Raw genomic sequence first — 15,388 nt, forward strand, 5'->3', positions numbered from 1 at the left:
TGTCGGGCCTTCTAGGGCAGGGCGGTCGCGCCACCGTTTCGCCCAAGACTCTAGCGCAGTTTCTTGAGGATGTTCAAAGAGGCATAGCCATCAGGAATATCCCCAATGGATGTCTGATACGCCCTTACCGCATTGATGGTCAGTGGCCCGATCTTGCCGTCGATCTTCTTGGTGTCGAAGCCTTTGGCGGTCAACAGGCGCTGCATTTCCACGCGTTCGTCGAAGGTCAGCGCGCGATCCTCGCGGGGCCATTCCGATTGGATCGGTCCTGCGCCGGTGATGCGGTCACTTAGGTGACCCACCCCGATCACATAGGCGTCCGCGGTGTTGTAGGTCTCGATCACATCGAAATTCTTGAAGATCAGAAAGGCTGCGCCCTTTGCGCCTGCTGGCAACAGGACCGAGGCGGACCCGTGATCCGGCACCGCTTTGCCATTAAGGTCAACGATCCCCATCTTTGCCCAGTCAGACGGCATCCGCAGAATGTCCCGGTTGGCAAGTGTGTAGTCGAAGCCTTGTGATATCCGCACCTCAACGCCCCAAGGCGCGCCCTTGACCCAGCCGTTTTTGGAGAGGTAGTTCGCGGTCGAGGCCAGCGCGTCGGCGGGATCGTCTGACCAGATGTCGCGCTTGCCGTCACCGTCGAAATCCACCGCGAGAGATTGGTACGAGGTCGGGATGAACTGCGTATGCCCCATCGCCCCGGCCCAACTGCCTGTGAAGTCGGTCAGGCTCACGTCGCCGCTTTGCAGAATTTTCAGCGCCTCGACAAGCTGCTGTTCGAAGAAATCGCTGCGCCGCGCATCATAAGCCAACGTGGCAAGCGACCCGATCACGGGGTTCGATCCACGGAAGGTGCCGTAAGCGCTCTCCAACCCCCAGATCGCAACGATCACATCCTTGTCGACGCCGTATCGCGCCTCGATCCGATCCAAAAGCGCGCCATGTTTGCGTAGCGCAGCTTTGCCATTGTTCACCCGCGCATCAGACGCTGCACTGTCAAGATAATCCCAGATCGTCTTGGTGAATTCCGATTGGTTGCGGTCGCGGCGGATGACGTCGGCATCGTATTGCACGCCGACAAAGGCACGGTCGAAAACCTCGGCGGTGATACCCTGCTGCAATGCACGATTTCTGAAAGTTTTGATCCAATCATCGAACCCCGATTGCGTGGCAGCGGGAACCAGCGTTTCCGGCGTAGGTGCCGCAGCTGGGCGCAAGGCAGGACGCAAGGAGTTGCGTGGGGCTGTCAGCGACACAAGAGATACCGCGTTGCGGCTGACTTCGGCACCAGCGCTGGAACGGCTAACCGGACGGGTCGGATCATCGACCGTCTGGGCCTGTGCCGTGGACCCTATCATTGCCAGAACCGAGGCGATCACTTGATAACGCATGTTTTTAACCCCTGCTGCCCGTGTCCGTTTGCCGAACTTTGTTCAATTCTAGCGCGACTCGCAGTTTTTGCGAAGGGATCAAAAGCGGACCAAGCGGTCTCCTGCCGCTTGGTTCAGGTTTTCAAGATAGGTCTTGAGCAATGGCACACGCCCCGGACGGAAGGATCGATCAGTCACATTCAAGTCCACCATCCGGTCCAACCGGAACGCCCTGTAATCGTCACGCTTCAGGCACCATGCCAAGAGACAATGTGATTGATCGAAGAGCATGATACTTAGCGGTTTGACCTCGCGTTGCGTGGCTGTGCCGTGCTTGTCGGTATAGGAAAAGCCGACGATCCGTTCATCCCAACACGCCTCTCGAAGGATACCCGAGTCGATCGTGGGCTGAGCAGGTGGGTGGAAACGGTGCGCGACGAGCACTGAGTGGCGCAAGCGATGTGCCTGACTTTCCGGAAGGCGTGCTCGCAGCTTGGTCAACGCGCTCCGGGCGGCTTCGGCCAGTGCCGGGTCGCCAACCGCAGCAACCTCGCGCAGGCCAAGAACGAGGGCTTCCAATTCGTCATCCTTGAAGCCCAGCGGCGGCAGATGCGCGTCCTCGATCAGCGTGTAGCCGAACCCGGCCTCCCCATCGATCACTGCGCCAAGTTCGCGCAGCGTGTCGATGTCCCGGTAGAGCGTTCGCGGGGACACGCCGGTCGCATCAGCCAGCTGCGCCGCTGTAACCGGGGCGGGCAGACTGCGCAAAGCTTGCATCAATTGGAACATGCGATGGGTGCGGCTCATATCCAGAGCTTTCTACACCATACTGACAAAAACTGACAGTGTGCCGCGCTACTCCGGATGCAGCACTGATTTGGAGGCAAGTATGTTCACACTCATCACCTATCCCGAAGGCTTTAACGAACCCAGCCTCAGCCCGTTCTGCGTCAAGTCCATGATCCAGTTGGACATGTCGGGCGAAGACTGGCGTCCGGAATACGCAAACACACCCTCAGAGGCCCCGATTGGACGTTTGCCTGCGCTGCGCACATCCGAAGGGCTGATCCCGGAAAGCGGGTTCATCCAGACTTATCTGGAAAAGCGCGGGGCGGATTTCTATCCTGGTCTGTCGTCTGCCGACCGCGTGTTGGGGCATGCGCTAATCCGCATGATCGAAGAACACCTCCGGGTCGCGGTCGCACATGACCGATGGTTGGATGATCGCTGTTGGGCCAAACTGGTGCCCGTTGCCTTTGGCAGTATTCCGTCACCGATGCGCCCGTTCATCGCCAATATGGTGCGCCGTCAGGTGCGAAATGGCCTGAAAGGGCAGGGTTTTGCCCGCATGACCGAAGATCAGCGCATGCAATGCGTGACGCCCGACCTCGATTGCCTGACTGACTTGCTGTGGGACAAGCGGTTCCTTTTGGCCGACCATCCCACCGCACCCGACACGATTGCCGTTCCGGTCCTTAGCATGCTTGCTGGTTTGCCCGCCGATACTGCGATCCGGCGGGCGGTGCGAGGGAACGAAACATTGATGGGATATATCCAGCGTGGCCGCGATGCCCTTTATCCAAAATTTACCCGTTCCGCCGCTGCCGCGTGACCTTGCGCTTGGTCTTGGCGTCTTTCTTTTTCGCCCTGGCCGCTTTGCGCTTTGGTCCACCCTTGCCCTTGGGGCGTGTCCCGCGCCCCATGCGGCCTTTGCCAGAGCTGCCCGGGAGTTCCGCGTCCTGAAGTGTCAGCAGCTCCAAAGCGATGCCCCCGGTCACAGGCGCTGCCTCGACCAGTTTGACAGTCACGCGCTGGCCCAGACCGATCATCACACCAGTGTCGGATCCCATCAGCGTTCCGGCATCAGCATCAAAGTGGAAATACTCGTTACCCAAGGACCGGATCGGGATAAGACCGTCAGCGCCGGTTTCGTCCAGCTTCACGAACACACCAAAGCGTGCGATGCCGCTGATACGCCCGCCGAACTCTGCGCCGATGCGATCAGACAGGAACGCTGCCAGATAGCGGTCGGTTGTGTCGCGTTCGGCCATCATCGACCGACGCTCTGTATCGCTGATATGCTGCGCGGTCGCTTCCAGCCGGTCGATATCTTCGGGCGACAGCCCGTCATCACCCCAGCCATGCGCCTTGATCAACGCGCGGTGCACGATCAGGTCAGAATAACGCCGGATGGGCGAGGTGAAATGCGCGTAGTTCTGCAACGCGAGGCCGAAATGCCCGAAATTCTCGGGGTTGTAATAGGCCTGCGTCATCGACCTCAGCGTGGCGAGGTTGATCAATTCGGCCTCTTCCGATCCGGCAGCATCATGCAGCAGGCGGTTCAGTTGCGCGGTCTTGAGCACCTGCCCCTTGGCCAGCGTCAGCCCCGCCGCCTCGGCGGTTTCGCGCAAGCTCTCCATTTTCTCGGGCGGCGGTTCTTCGTGCACGCGGAAGAGAAGCGGCGTGCGTTTGGCGATCAGGGTTTCGGCGGCGCAGACATTGGCGAGCACCATGAACTCCTCGATCAGGCGGTGCGCATCCAACCGGTCGGCAAAGTTGACCGACTGTACCGTGCCATCCTCGGCCAGAATGATCTTGCGCTCGGGCAGGTCGAGATCGAGGGGCTGACGTCGGTTCCGCGCCTCGCGCAGCGCGGCATAAGCCGCGTAAAGCGGCCGGATCACGTCGTCCATCAACGGCGCGGTCTTGTCGTTTGGGTTGCCATCCATCGCCTCTTGCACTGTGCGATAGTCCAGCGACGCCACCGACCGCATCAGCCCGCGCTGAAAGCTGTGGCTGATCTTGGTGCCATGCGCGTCGACCACCATCCGCACCGCCACACAGGCACGCGGCACACCTTCGTGCAGCGAACAAAGATCACCCGACAGGCGATCCGGCAGCATCGGCACTACACGGTCAGGGAAATAGCTGGAATTGCCCCGTTTGCGCGCCTCTTGGTCGAGCGCCGATCCGGGCGTCACGTAATGCGACACATCCGCGATGGCGACCCAGATCACGTGGCCGCCCTCGTTCTTGGGATCATCGTCGGGGTACGCCAGACACGCATCGTCACGGTCGCGTGCATCTATCGGATCGATGGTAATCAGCGGCATGTCCCGCATGTCGGTCCTACCCGAAAGGCCAGCCGGTTTCATCGCGTCTGCCTCGGCGATCACATCGTCGGGGAAACTGTCGGGAATGCCGTGCTGGTGAATGGCGATCAGCGACACTGCGCGGGGGGCGCTTGGGTCGCCCAGCCGTTCGATGATCCGGGCACGTGGCAGGCCCATGCGCCCGGCGGGTCCGGCCTGTTCCGCCTCGACCAATTCCCCATCCTTAGCGCCGCCGGTGGCATCTGGGGCGACCACCCATTCCTTGTCCGAACCTTTGTCGATCGGCTTGATCCGCCCACCTTCCGAGGATTTGGCAAAGATACCCACCACCTTGCGCGGGTTGGTCCCGATGCGCCGGATCAGTCGTGCCTCGTAGTTGTGGTCTTCCTCATGCACGACCTGTAGACGCGCAAGGATGCGGTCGCCTTCGCCCAAAGCGGGATCAGAGGCGCGTGGGATCACAAGGATGATCGGCTCCACACCTTCACCATGCCACTCCAGCGCGCGCGCGAAAAGGTCTCCATCTGGCGTCGGTGCCTTCACTTGTAACACGCTCACGGGCGGCAAACGATCGGGGTCGCGATAGGTCTTCTTGCGCTTCTCAAGGTGGCCTTCGGCCTCCAGCTCTTTCAGCAGGCGCTTCAGGTCGATCCGCGCAGCGCCCTTGATGCCAAAAGCCTTGGCAATGTCGCGTTTCGCAGTGAGGGTCGGGTTGGCGGCGATCCATTCAAGGATGTCCGCCTTTGTCGGCAATTTGCTCATACAACTCAGGTAGCACGCGGGATGTGGCGCGTCATGGCGAAAGTCGCGTCAGATGTCGAAGCGCAGCTCCATCATGCGATGGTCGATGCCTGCATCATCGAACACCTCGCCATAGGCGGTGAAGCCCAGCTTTTCATAGAACCCCAAAGCGTCGATCTGCGCGCCAAGGGCCGCGCGGGTGACGCCGGGCATGTCGCGCAGGATTTCCAGAGTCTCGCACATCAGGGTTGAGCCAATCCCGTTGTGGCGCCGATCACGCAAAACACAGACGCGCCCAATCTTGCCAGTGTCGCCGTTGATTACGATCCGCGCCGCGCCAACCGGCGAGCCGTTGTCTGTTGCCAGCAAGTGGATCGCAGTGGCGTCAAGTTCGTCACGCTCCAATTCGACAGGAACTTTCTGCTCCTGAACGAACACGTCGTACCGAACCGCATAACAGTCGGTCGGGTCCGCGACCCTCAAGACGGTCACGGTCATTGCGCGAAATAGTCCTGAAGGATGCGGGTGTAGATCGCCTTAAGCTGCACGATCTGCGCCACCTCGACCCGTTCATCGACCGCGTGCATGGTTTTGCCGACAAGGCCGAATTCGACCACCGGGCAGTGGTTCTTGACGAACCGCGCGTCGGATGTGCCGCCGGTTGTCGACAGTTCCGGTGTCACGCCCGTTTCCGCCTCGACGGCCTTGGCCACCAAATCGGACAGCGGCCCCGGTGGTGTCAGGAACGCCTCACCCGAAATCTTGATTTTAACGTCGGTCTTTGTGCCGAACTCTGCATCCACCTTGGCCGCCTCGTCGCGCAGCCAGTAGGACAGACCTTCGCCGGTATGAATGTCGTTAAAACGGATATTGATGCAGGCATGTGTTTCGGCGGGGATCACGTTGGTCGCGGCATTTCCGGTGTCGATTGTCACGACCGCCAAAGTTGAAGCATCGAAATGGTCGGTCCCGGTGTCCAACTCGTGCGAGGCCAATCGGTCCATCAGACGCGCCATAGCGGGCATCGGGTTAAGCGCGCGGTGGGGATAGGCGGAATGGCCCTGTATACCAGTCACCGTGAACCAAGCGTTCATTGACCCGCGCCGCCCAATCTTCATCATCTGGCCCATGTGATCCGGGCTGGTGGGTTCCCCGACAAGACAGACGCTCATCTTCTCGTCGTGGGTTTCCATCCAAGCCAGCAGCGCCATGGTCCCATCAATCGCATCGCCTTCCTCGTCGCCGGTGATGGTCAGGATCACTGCACCATCGGGAGGCGTGTTTTGCACGAAATCCACCGCAGCAGCGGCAAAGGCGGCGACGCCCGATTTCATGTCGGTCGATCCGCGTCCGTACATCATGCCGTCTTTGATCTCGGCGCCGAAAGGCGGCATCGTCCATGCGTCAGGATTGCCCAGCGGCACGACATCCGTATGGCCGTTGAACCCGAAAGTTCGCGCATGACCTTTGTCACCCCAGCGCGCGAACAGGTTTGAAACACCCTCGCGATCGACACGAGTGCATGCGAACCCGGCGCTCTCCAGCAGGTCTTGCAGCAAGACCAGCGCGCCGCCTTCCTCTGGGGTAACCGAGGGGCAACGTACAAGCGCAGCGGTCAGGTCTACAGGATTGGTCTCGGTCATTGGCTCGGTCCCTTGTTCCGTCTTGCGCCTTGGCTATCGTCTCTGGTCGGTAGAGGCAAATGTGGCGAAAAGGACTCATTCGGCTCCTATCCTTTCGATACCAATTCTATCGAAAGAATGACACGCGCACCATTTATGCTAACTTCCTATCAATAAAAATAAAACGGCTCGAGGCAGAGCAGTATTCAGTCAGTGGTTCGGCACGGTGAAAACACCGGCCGTTGTTTGTCCGCGTCTGGAAAGATGCCTTGGGCCTCGTCGAGGCAAAGATGGCAACAGGCGCAGAGCTTTCATACAACACAGGTGCCAGCGCGGTGGCGATGGCTAATGCGATCTTTGGCACTGGCGTCACAGTTGTGGGCGCCAGTTACAGCGGTGACAGCCGGGCTTCCGCGATCTACAGCAACGGCGATGCCTTGGCTCCGGGTGTCACACCGTCGGATTCAGGCGTCATCCTGTCGACTGGACAGGTCAGGGCGTTCACACAAAGCGGGGGTGATCCTAACCGCAGCGGTTCCACAACAACGAGCAGCGGCGGCCAAAACAACAACCCGGATTTCAACGCGGCCGCCGGGACCAACACATACGACGCCAGTTACCTTGATATCGACTTCATTCCCGAGAATGACGTGATGACGATGCGGTTTGTGTTCTCATCCGAGGAATACCCGGAGTTCACGAACTCCATCTATCAGGATTTCGTCGGCGTCTGGATCAACGGCCAACAGGTCGACATCGTTGCCGGCGACGGGGACGTTGACCCCGCGAACCTCAACACGACTGCGAATATCAACCTTTTCAAGGACAACACGGGCGACGATTATAACACCGAGATGGATGGCTTTACCGTCACCCTGACCATGACCATGTTGGTCAATCCGGACGAAGTGAACTCTATACGTATCGGGATCGCGGATGTTGCCGACTCCAGCTACGATTCCAACCTGCTGATCGCTGGAGACTCGATCCAGACCGAGCTCGTGGCACGATCCGACCTCGTGAGCATGTACACGAACCGGACCAAGGTGCTGGACGTTCTCGACAACGACATCAACCTGACCGGAGGGGTGATGTTCATCACCCATATCAATGGCATCGCCGTCAGCGCGGGTGACAGCGTCACGCTGGGCACTGGTCAGGTGGTCACGTTGAATGCCGACGGCACGCTGTCGGTGACGTCGGATGGTGATTTCGAGACTGTCAATTTCACCTATGGAATCGAAAGTACCAACGGCGAGATCGACACAGGGTTTGTCACCATCGCAACGGTGCCCTGTTTCGTCGCCGGCACCCTGATCGAAACGACGAATGGCCCGCGTCGTGTGGAGGATCTTGTTCCCGGAGATCTGGTCTGGACGCTAGATCACGGTGCGCAGCCCTTGCGCTGGATCGGTCAGCGCACTGTTGCTGCGATTAGCACGTATGCGCCGGTCCGCGTGGCGGCGAAGACCTTTGGAAACCACGGGTCGCTTATGTTGTCGCCGCAGCACCGCATCCTTGTGCGTGACCCGCTGGCCGATCTCGTTTTCGGCACGCCCGAGGTTCTGGTGGCGGCCAAGCATCTTGTCAACGGGCGCACCGTGCAGATTGTCGAAGGTGGCATGGTCACCTATGTGCACCTGCTGTTCGACCAGCACGAAATCATCTTGTCGAATGGGCTGGCGACCGAAAGCTTCTTGCCGGGCCCGCAAACGCTGGACGCGTTCGAAAACAACATCATCGAAGAGATCATGGGGCTTTTCCCCGAGCTCGATCCCGAAACCGGCGAAGGATACGGCGCTGCGGCGCGTCAGATCCTCAAGAAGCACGAAGCGCAAGTGCTTTTTGGGGCTGCGGCATGACTTGGTTTGCTTTGTTCGATGGCGAACAGCGGTCCCCGTGGGTCCGTAGCGAGGTTAGGGACATTCTCGATCTCCGCCCACGCGCCTGTGTGCCGCGCGGATCGGTTGTTCTGGAAACCCGCTTGTCCCCGGATGGTCGTCCGCAAACATTGCTCAGTTACAAGCGCGAAGGCACGTCAGTGTCGAGTTTTTCGCTGATGTCGACGCCGCATGGCAGCCTGGTTCTGGTGATCGCCCAAGGTGAAGATGTGGTTCACGAGGTGGTAGAGCGCGGGCGCGAGGCGCGCACGGACACGTTGCAGGTCACAATCAGTTGGGATGTGCACAAGCAGTTGGGTCGGCTTGTCGTGGCGCGCCCCGAAACCGAACATGTTCTTATCCGTCATTTTGCCATTAAACGCGCGCCACTTCTGTCCGATCTTGTTGCTCTGGCCTGTCCCAAGGGGCTGACCGAGATCGATCCTGACGTCATCTTCGTCGCCCTCTCGACCGAGATCGAACCAGTCGGACCAATGCCAACTCTGTCCCCGTCAGTTCCAATCGAAACCGCGCATGGGCTTAGTTTGGCAATGGCCTTGAAACAGGGCGACGTGGTGCGCGCGGCCGATGGCAAACTTGTCCCGGTATTGCATGCCGTGTCCCGGTCGGTGCCCGCGCTGGGGTCGTTCCGTCCTGTGCGTCTGCGCGCGCCCTATTTCGGTCTGACACAGGATGTGGTGGTATCGCGGCACCAGCGTTTGTTGGTCAGTGGGCCAGAGGTCGAATATCTGTTCGGACGCGAAGAGGTGCTGATCCCGGCGTCGGCTTTGGTCAATGGCTACGCTGGCCATTTTGAACCCGCGCCTCGGTTTGTCACGTATCACCAAGTGCTCTTGCCGCACCATGATGCGGTGCGTATCCCGGACGCTGCACTGGAGACGCTCTACATTGGACGGATGCGGCGCGACAAGACATTGCTCTCGTCATCAGTGCTCAGCGATCTGCCGCGCGCACTTTTGCCGGAACATCACCGGGCCGGGTATCAGGTTCTGCGCGCCTTCGAAGCCATCACTTTGGCCGAGGCGCGGGCGGCTTAACCTTTGTCGGCGTCGCCGAAAAACGGTGTGACCTGTGCCACGATCACAGAGTTCTCGTCCAACGCTTGTTGCATCAGCTCGATTTCGTCAGGCTCGATCTCGTGACCCTGTTCCTTGCGATCTTCCAACGTCCCGTAGCCCGTCACATCCAGTGGTGCCATGTCCGCCTGTTTCAGGATCGCCACGGTTTCGCGGACCGCTTCGGCCTCGTCAACGCCGGATGCATAGCACATCAGTGCCGCCCCAGTGGCCCCTTTCGGAAGGCCATCGCCAGACTTGCGTCCGACCTCGACCACGAGGGTATAGACCGAATGCGGCTTCTTTGGCTTCTTGGGTGTGTCGCTCATGCTGGACCTGTGTGCTGCGATGCGTCCCGCATGTGCCACGAAACCCATCGCGCGTCGAGGGTTGTTGCCGCGCTCGCGATGGTCTTACTGTCGAGAAAACAAGGAGACGCTTTATGAAATCCGTCAAAGACATGGTGGCCGCCGCAAACGAGGTGGTCGATCACGCACCTGCATCCGAACTGATGGACCTGCATGGTCAGGATGGCGTGACCTTTGTCGATCTACGTGATCCGCGTGAGTTAGAGCGCGAGGGCATGATCCCGGGCGCGTTCCACTGCCCGCGTGGGATGCTGGAATTCTGGATCGACCCGGACAGCCCCTATGCCAAACCGCAGTTTCAAACCGGAAATCGGTTCGTGTTCTACTGCGCCTCGGGTTGGCGGTCGGCGCTGTCTGCTCAGGTCGCGCAGGGTATGGGGCTGGAGAATGTCAGCCACATCACCGACGGGTTTGGTGGCTGGAAAAAGGCGGGCGGCCCAGTGGGAGAGAAGCCCACCAAAAAGGCGTAGGGTGCGTGCTGGCACGCACCGTCAAGATCAATCGCGCAGCAGCTCGTTGATGCCGGTCTTGGAACGGGTCCGCTCGTCCACCCGTTTCACGATCACGGCGCAATACAGGTTGATGCCGTTCTTCGACGGCATCGACCCGGCTACCACAACCGAGTAGGGCGGCACTTCGCCATACATCACTTCGCCGGTTTCGCGGTCGACGATCTTGGTCGACTGGCCGATGAAGACGCCCATACCCAGAACCGAGCCTTCGCGCACGATGCAGCCTTCGACCACTTCGGAACGGGCCCCGATAAAGCAATTGTCTTCGATGATGGTCGGACCGGCCTGCATTGGCTCAAGCACGCCGCCAATGCCGACGCCGCCTGACAGGTGCACATTCTTGCCGATCTGCGCGCACGACCCGACGGTTGCCCAGGTGTCGACCATCGTGCCTTCGTCGACATATGCGCCAAGGTTCACGAAGGAGGGCATGAGAACCACACCCGGCGCGATGAATGCCGATTTGCGAACCACACAGTTCGGCACCGCGCGGAAGCCTGCCGTGCGCCACTCGGTGTCGCCCCAGCCCTTGAACTTGCTGTCGACCTTGTCCCACCAGCCGCCGCCCTGCGGGCCGCCGTCCTGCTGTTCCATGTCCTTGATGCGGAACCCCAGAAGAACAGCCTTCTTGGCCCACTGGTTGACGTGCCAGCTGCCGTCATCCTGCTTTTCCGCAACCCGCAGAGACCCGCTGTCCAGCGCGTTCAGCGTATCCTCGATCGCTTCGCGGGTTTCCCCGCCGGTGGACGGTGTGATCGTATCGCGCGCGTCCCACGCGGCTTCGATGGCTGTTTCAAGCTGTGCGTTGGACATGGATGCGCTCCTCACGTCGTTATCCCCAAAATCGCTTTGCCTATAAGCTGCGGGACGCAAAGGCGCAACGCATGAGGTTAGCCGGATGTTCAAAGCAGGCGCAGCGGTCAACCGAACGTCGGATCTGGTGCAATGTTGCCGCCGCAGACCAGAACTGCCACGCGTTCGCCGGGGGCCGGTACGTAAGCGCCTGACATCAGTGCAGCGAGGGCAGTGGCCCCGGCAGGTTCCACCAATTGCCGATGCGCTTGCCACAAAGCCGCTTGCGCTTCGATGATGGCACCGTCTGACACGAGGACACTTTGCACACCCACCGATGTGGCCAGATCGAAGCAGATTTGGCCAATCCGCCGTGCACCCAGCGCGTTTGCTGCCACACCGGACACCGGGACATCTACGGGCGCACTGGCGTCCAGCGCCGAATCCAGAGCGCATGAGGTCATCGGTTCAACCGCCACCACCTTGCGGCGGTCACCCAGCCAGGCCAATGCGCCAGCGATCAGGCCGCCACCGCCCACTGCGATCAACACCGTGTCTGCGTCGAGCCCTTGCTGTTCCCACTCCAGCATCGCTGTGCCTTGACCGGAGACAGTCAGGGGCGCGTCATAGGCGTGGATTTGCATCGCGCCACTTTCCGAAGCCTCACGCTCGGCCAGTTCCAACGCGTTGGCATATTCGCCGGGCACCACGGTCAGCTCTGCTCCGGTGCGTTTGATCAGCTCGATCTTGGACGGCCCGGCGATTTCGGGGACGAAAATCCGCGCGCGATGCCCAAGTTTCTATGCCGCATATGCCACAGCTGCCCCATGGTTGCCGCCCGAAGCCGCGACGACCCCGGCTTCGGGCACGTCCAATGCCAGCAGCGTATTAAAGGCGCCGCGTGTCTTGAAGCTACCGGTATGCTGCATCTGCTCCAGCTTGAGCGCGATATCCTGACCAAACGCGCGGCTTTGCAGCGTCGGCGTCTCAACGATGTGTCCGGCGATCCGCTGTTGCGCCGCCGTGATCTCGGTCTGCCATTCCATCGCATCGCCTCTCTGGTCACTTTGGCCCGGACGCTATAAGTCTGAGGATAGGCGAACAAGGAACCGATGCTCATGAAAGACCAACGCAACAGCCCGTTCCGTGATGCTGGCCTTGACCGGAGCACGGCAAGCCATGTTCCGGACACAGCGCAGACGCGCTCGCCAGCGTATCGGCTTGCCTTTGCCGACGATGATTTCCTGTGTCGCGAAGAATTGCGCCCGGTTCGTCTGCAACTCGAATTGCTCAAACCACAGCTCATGCTGGATGAACACCAAATCGAAAGCACCATCGTTTTGTTCGGTGGTGCGCGCATCCCGCGCCCGTCCGAGGCGGACAAGGCGCGCACCAAGACACTGGCCGACCTCGCGCATTTTTACGACGAGGCACGCAACTTTGCCCGTCTGATGACTCGCAAGTCCATTGACAGCAATAACCGCGAATTCGTCGTGGTCACGGGGGGTGGTCCGGGTGTGATGGAGGCGGGAAATCGTGGTGCTGCCGATGAGGGTGGCAAATCCATCGGTCTGAATATCGTGCTGCCGCACGAACAAGCCCCGAATGAATACGTCACGCCCGAGCTGTGCTTCAACTTCCACTATTTCGCGATCCGCAAGATGCACTTCCTGATGCGCGCCCGCGCGATTTGCGTGTTCCCCGGCGGCTTCGGCACGCTGGACGAGATGTTTGAATCGCTCACGCTCATCCAGACGGGCCGCATGGACCGCGTGCCGTTCCTGCTCTTTGGCAAAGCCTTCTGGGACAGCATCATCAACTGGGATGCGCTTAAGGAAGCAGGCACAATCAGCCCCGAAGACCTCGACCTGTTCCGCTTTGTCGAAACCGCGCAGGAAGCGGCGGACATCATTGAAAACTGGGAACCCGCGCCTGCACGCGACGGCATCCCGGGGCGCTAAAACAGCCTCATACTGGGGTCATGGCAGGTTTGAAAACAATCGAAATCCGACAGGTCCCCACATCAGGTTCCACACCCGTTCGTCGGTGAAATAATGGCTGTGTCCGCCGCGTCCCACCTCAAGATCATGCTCTTGGGGGATGTCGGTTGTACCAATGGTTTTGCCGACGAAATCACCGCTTCGATACAGGTTGTGCCACACCAGATCAGGGGAAATACCTTTCCGAGTGATGACGTAATTCTCCGGAAAATACTCCTCATATATATGCGAAATGGGGGAGCCCATTGTAATCAACCTGATCTTCTTGGCCATCATTGGGTCGGTGACCTCAAACTCTTTTACGAGCCGAGCCAACGCGCGTGCCGCGATCACCGTCCCTTGCGAATGGCTGATCACCGTGATCCGGTCCGGACCCTCCGCATGCAACATAAAGCGGAACACACGCTCGAACCGGGCTTCGATCTTGGCGCGTCTTGGGTAATTGCTCTCGCGTTCAGCGATGCGGGCCATCCATTTGCATTCGGCCCGAACCAGATACACGATCACATCCCGCGCAACGCCCAAACCTGCCGCAACAGTTTCGTTGAAGTTATAGATCAACAACGCAATCCCCAACGAGATCGACACCGCAATCGACGTAAACGTCGCGTGCCAGCCATCGCCCGGCACCGTCGCCGCGCCCAGCGTCAGATCACCGCTCCAGACAATCGTGACGACCAGAGCCACCGGAAACGCGCTCAGCAGCCACCGCATGGAGCGGTTCAAAATCACCCGCTCATGCTTGAAATACGCCCGTATCGCCAAGGCGATCAGCAAAATCAGGAACGTCACAGACAGGGCCAGCGTCCCAACCCCTTTTTCGAGATGCAGACAGAACAGCCCAAATGCGGTGTTCCCGCCCTCGGGCATTTGCGTCAGAGACTGGCTCGCGCCAAGGGCTTTCACCAAAGACAGGCAATCGTCGTGCACCTTGTCGAATTGACCCAGCAATTGGCGCAGGGCAAGCCAGAAACCGGTGGTGAACACGCCCCAAAACACCAACATTGCCGAACAGATCGACGGGTAAATCACCCGTTTCGCATTGCCGGACACGCCCACCAGTGACAGCACAACCAACACCGCCGCCAGGATCCACATCAGGCCTGACACGAACAAGCTGAACTCAACAAAGCACGACACACTGTCGACGCCAAACCCGGTGGCTTTTGGAAAGATCTGCCCGTCAACCGTTGTGTCCCGAACAAACCGCCCGCAACCGGGGCTGTGCACGGTCAATGTTTCCGGCATGCTTTCGTAAACTTTGATCAGCAGGGTCTGAATGGCATCGCCAAACGCCGCAAGGGCTACCATGAGCGCGACGATCACCGCCGATTGAAGCAGCACGCCGCGGCGAAACACCGTGACCAGAAAGCGCGGGTTTTTCTTGCCGTATTGATGCAACCAGGCCCACAGACCAAACCCCGCAAACGCACAACCCAGAATGACAAAGCCATGGTTCAGGTTCGGGGTGAAACCCCGCGCCAGCAAAAGCACTGTCCCCATCAAAAGAATGGCATGCAGCGCGGCGATCCCACCATAAAACACCCAGTTGAAAAAATGCACGATACCGCGGTGGAACTTGTGGTCTTTGGTGTTCTCAACATTGTCCATGGCGATATAACCAAGACCAAGGATCAACTTGAGCAGATCAAGAATTGTCGCGATGGCCCCCTTGGGCGCGGGCGACAGATCAGACCAGTGCACCTCGGCAAAGACTGCCCGCTGGGTGGTGTCGCCCACTGGTGCGAGGGTGTGCAAATGACACTCGAAAACGTCCTCAACCGGGTCGTCTTGCCCGCCGACAAAGTCATTTTCCGTCAATGTCAGGTGGGAGGACTGGATGGAAATCGGGCTCTCTGCAAGATCATCCACCGGTCTTGCGGGATGTTTTGCGACCGCTCCGGCGACCAC

13 protein-coding genes and 1 pseudogene are annotated in these 15,388 nt (G+C 59.7%); 5 read left to right on the forward strand and 9 right to left on the reverse strand.

The window, feature by feature from the left end; all coding sequences use genetic code 11:
- Nucleotides 1–50: 50 nt before the first annotated feature.
- The gene (locus ACK3EW_RS19840; RefSeq protein ID WP_493807521.1) at nt 51–1,394 is read right to left on the reverse strand and encodes a lytic murein transglycosylase; all 1,344 of its coding nucleotides are present in this window, start codon (nt 1,392–1,394) and stop codon (nt 51–53) included.
- Nucleotides 1,395–1,472: 78 nt separating this feature from the next.
- The gene (locus ACK3EW_RS19845; RefSeq protein WP_493807522.1) at nt 1,473–2,180 is read right to left on the reverse strand and encodes a helix-turn-helix transcriptional regulator; all 708 of its coding nucleotides are present in this window, start codon (nt 2,178–2,180) and stop codon (nt 1,473–1,475) included.
- 82 nt (nt 2,181–2,262) lie between these two features.
- Between ACK3EW_RS19845 and ACK3EW_RS19850 the strand changes: the two genes are divergently transcribed.
- Entirely contained in the window at nt 2,263–2,985 is a 723-nt protein-coding gene (locus ACK3EW_RS19850; protein ID WP_493807523.1) for a glutathione S-transferase family protein, read from the forward strand.
- Here ACK3EW_RS19850 and rnr read toward each other — a convergent pair.
- Genes rnr through dapE form a run of 3 tightly spaced genes read right to left on the reverse strand, consistent with a single transcriptional unit; the run spans nt 2,960 to nt 6,870 of the window.
- A complete protein-coding gene (gene rnr / locus ACK3EW_RS19855) occupies nt 2,960–5,248 on the reverse strand; it encodes a ribonuclease R (RefSeq protein WP_493807524.1) in 2,289 nt (762 codons plus the stop codon). The genes ACK3EW_RS19850 and rnr overlap by 26 nt on opposite strands.
- 48 nt (nt 5,249–5,296) lie before the next feature.
- Nucleotides 5,297–5,725 carry a GNAT family N-acetyltransferase gene (locus tag ACK3EW_RS19860; protein WP_493807525.1) on the reverse strand — a complete coding sequence of 143 codons (429 nt, stop codon included), beginning with the start codon at nt 5,723–5,725 and terminating at the stop codon, nt 5,297–5,299.
- Nucleotides 5,722–6,870: a succinyl-diaminopimelate desuccinylase gene (gene dapE / locus ACK3EW_RS19865; protein WP_493807526.1), complete on the reverse strand. Its 1,149-nt coding sequence runs from the start codon at nt 6,868–6,870 to the stop codon at nt 5,722–5,724. The genes ACK3EW_RS19860 and dapE overlap by 4 nt, the downstream gene beginning before the upstream one ends.
- 269 nt (nt 6,871–7,139) lie before the next feature.
- On the opposite strand from dapE, the gene ACK3EW_RS19870 reads away from it, so the two are divergent.
- Nucleotides 7,140–8,711 (forward strand): Hint domain-containing protein, encoded by a 1,572-nt coding sequence (locus ACK3EW_RS19870; RefSeq protein WP_493807527.1) that lies wholly within the window; start codon nt 7,140–7,142, stop codon nt 8,709–8,711.
- Nucleotides 8,708–9,787: a Hint domain-containing protein gene (locus ACK3EW_RS19875; protein WP_493807528.1), complete on the forward strand. Its 1,080-nt coding sequence runs from the start codon at nt 8,708–8,710 to the stop codon at nt 9,785–9,787. The genes ACK3EW_RS19870 and ACK3EW_RS19875 overlap by 4 nt, the downstream gene beginning before the upstream one ends.
- Here the strand turns inward: ACK3EW_RS19875 and ACK3EW_RS19880 are convergent.
- Nucleotides 9,784–10,134 (reverse strand): DUF8846 family protein, encoded by a 351-nt coding sequence (locus ACK3EW_RS19880; RefSeq protein ID WP_085630299.1) that lies wholly within the window; start codon nt 10,132–10,134, stop codon nt 9,784–9,786. The two genes, ACK3EW_RS19875 and ACK3EW_RS19880, sit on opposite strands and share 4 nt — an antisense overlap.
- Before the next feature lie 113 nt (nt 10,135–10,247).
- Between ACK3EW_RS19880 and ACK3EW_RS19885 the strand changes: the two genes are divergently transcribed.
- Nucleotides 10,248–10,643 carry a rhodanese-like domain-containing protein gene (locus ACK3EW_RS19885; RefSeq protein ID WP_493807529.1) on the forward strand — a complete coding sequence of 132 codons (396 nt, stop codon included), beginning with the start codon at nt 10,248–10,250 and terminating at the stop codon, nt 10,641–10,643.
- Between the two features lie 27 nt (nt 10,644–10,670).
- Here the strand turns inward: ACK3EW_RS19885 and dapD are convergent, their stop codons facing one another.
- Together dapD and ACK3EW_RS19895 are read right to left on the reverse strand one after the other, a co-directional pair.
- The gene (gene dapD, locus ACK3EW_RS19890; RefSeq protein ID WP_493807530.1) at nt 10,671–11,498 is read right to left on the reverse strand and encodes a 2,3,4,5-tetrahydropyridine-2,6-dicarboxylate N-succinyltransferase; all 828 of its coding nucleotides are present in this window, start codon (nt 11,496–11,498) and stop codon (nt 10,671–10,673) included.
- 107 nt (nt 11,499–11,605) lie between these two features.
- A pseudogene (locus tag ACK3EW_RS19895) lies at nt 11,606–12,523 on the reverse strand (threonine/serine dehydratase).
- A 72-nt stretch (nt 12,524–12,595) separates the two neighbouring features.
- Here ACK3EW_RS19895 and ACK3EW_RS19900 point away from each other — a divergent pair.
- A complete protein-coding gene (locus tag ACK3EW_RS19900; RefSeq protein WP_493807531.1) occupies nt 12,596–13,438 on the forward strand; it encodes an LOG family protein in 843 nt (280 codons plus the stop codon).
- Between the two features lie 18 nt (nt 13,439–13,456).
- On the opposite strand, the gene ACK3EW_RS19905 is transcribed toward ACK3EW_RS19900, so the two are convergent.
- Entirely contained in the window at nt 13,457–15,349 is a 1,893-nt protein-coding gene (locus ACK3EW_RS19905; RefSeq protein WP_493807532.1) for a hypothetical protein, read from the reverse strand.
- Nucleotides 15,350–15,388: the final 39 nt, after the last annotated feature.

The sequence above is a fragment of the Marivita sp. NO-S04 genome (assembly GCF_059070475.1).